The 1,914-nt window shown below is 66.2% G+C and carries 1 protein-coding gene; it reads left to right on the top strand.

Annotation, left to right across the window (positions count from 1 at the left end; genetic code table 11):
* A partial coding sequence (gene infB / locus EN781_RS31515; protein WP_127400678.1) for a translation initiation factor IF-2 occupies positions 1–1,914 on the top strand: 1,914 nt, incomplete at both ends.

Below are 1,914 nucleotides of genomic sequence, written 5' to 3'. Positions count from 1 at the left end.
CGCCGGCGCTCCCGTGCGCCGCCTGGTCACGCCTGAAGTGGCGCGTCCGGCCAAGCCCACCAAGGGCGAGGAAGACCGCCGCCGCGGCAAGCTGACACTGAATTCGGCGCTCTCCGACGAGGATGCGCGCGGCCGTTCGCTGTCGTCGATGCGCCGCCGTCAAGAGAAGTTCAAGCGCGCGATGCACAACGAGCCGCGCGAGAAGGTCATGCGCGAAGTGATCCTGCCCGAAACCATCACCATCCAGGAACTGGCGCAGCGCATGTCCGAGCGCGCCGTCGACGTGGTCAAGTTCTTCATGAAGCAGGGCCAGATCATGAAGCCGGGCGACGTCATCGACGCCGACACGGCCGAATTGGTCGCCACCGAATTCGGCCACACGGTGCGCCGCGTCGCCGAGTCCGACATCGAGGAAGGCCTGTTCAACATCGCCGACCGTCCGGAAGACCTGGTGTCGCGTCCGCCGGTGGTGACGATCATGGGCCATGTCGACCACGGCAAGACCTCGCTGCTCGATGCTATCCGCAACGCCAATGTCGTTTCCGGCGAAGCCGGCGGCATCACCCAGCACATCGGCGCCTACCAGGTCGAAAAGAACGGCCAGAAGATCACCTTCATCGACACGCCCGGCCACGCCGCCTTCACGGCGATGCGCGCCCGCGGCGCCCAAGCGACCGACATCGCCGTTCTGGTGGTTGCTGCCGACGACAGCGTGATGCCGCAGACGATCGAATCGATCAGCCATGCCAAGGCGGCCGGCGTGCCGATCATCGTGGCGATCAACAAGATCGACAAGCGTGACGCCGACCCGCAGAAGGTGCGCTCCGAACTGCTGCGCCATGAAGTGTTCGTCGAATCGATGGGGGGCGAGGTGCTGGACGTCGAAGTGTCGGCGACCAAGGGCACCAATCTCGACAAGCTGCTCGAAGCGATCCTGCTGCAGGCCGAGATCCTCGACCTGAAGGCCAATCCGGACCGCACCGCCGAAGGTGTGGTCATCGAGGCGCAGCTCGACAAGGGCCGCGGTCCCGTCGCCACCGTTCTGGTGCAGACCGGCACGCTGATGCCGGGCGACATCCTCGTCGCCGGCAACGAGTGGGGCCGGGTGCGCGCGCTGGTCAATGATCGTGCCGAGCACGTCAAGGAAGCGCCGCCGGCGATGCCGGTGGAGGTGCTGGGCCTGCAGGGCACGCCGCAGGCCGGCGACCGCTTTGCCGTCGTCAACAACGAGGCGCGCGCGAGAGAGATCACCGAGTACCGTCAGCGCCTGGCGCGCGAGAAGGCGGTGGCCAAGCATGCCGGCCAGCGCGGCTCGCTGGAGCAGATGATGTCGCAGTTGCAGACGAGCGGGCTGAAGGAATTCCCGCTGGTCATCAAGGGCGATGTGCAGGGCTCGATCGAGGCCATCAGCGCCGCGCTCGAGAAGCTCGGCAACGACGAAGTACGGGCGCGCATCGTCCATGCCGGTGCCGGCGGCATCACCGAGAGCGACGTCTCGCTGGCGGAGACCTCCGGTGCCGCGATCATTGGCTTCAACGTCCGCGCCAATGCGCAGGCGCGCAACGCCGCCGCGGCCGCCGGTATCGAGATCCGCTACTACTCGATCATCTACAACCTCGTCGACGACGTGAAGGCGGCCCTCTCGGGCATGCTCTCGCCGGAGCGTCGCGAGACCTTCATCGGCAATGCCGAGATCCTCGAGATCTTCGACATCACCAAGGTTGGCAAGATCGCCGGCTGCCGTGTCACCGAAGGCAAGGTCGAGCGTGGCGCCGGCGTGCGCCTGATCCGCGACAACGTCGTCATCCACGAAGGGACGCTGAAGACGCTGAAGCGTTTCAAGGACGAGGTTTCGGAAGTGCCGGGCGGCCAGGAGTGCGGCATGGCCTTCCAGAACTACGAGGACATGCGCGT

The sequence above is a fragment of the Mesorhizobium sp. M4A.F.Ca.ET.090.04.2.1 genome (assembly GCF_003999085.1).
GTDB lineage: Bacteria > Pseudomonadota > Alphaproteobacteria > Rhizobiales > Rhizobiaceae > Mesorhizobium.
Note: the sequence above shows the minus strand (reverse complement) of the source record. Positions and strands in the feature narration are given on the sequence as shown.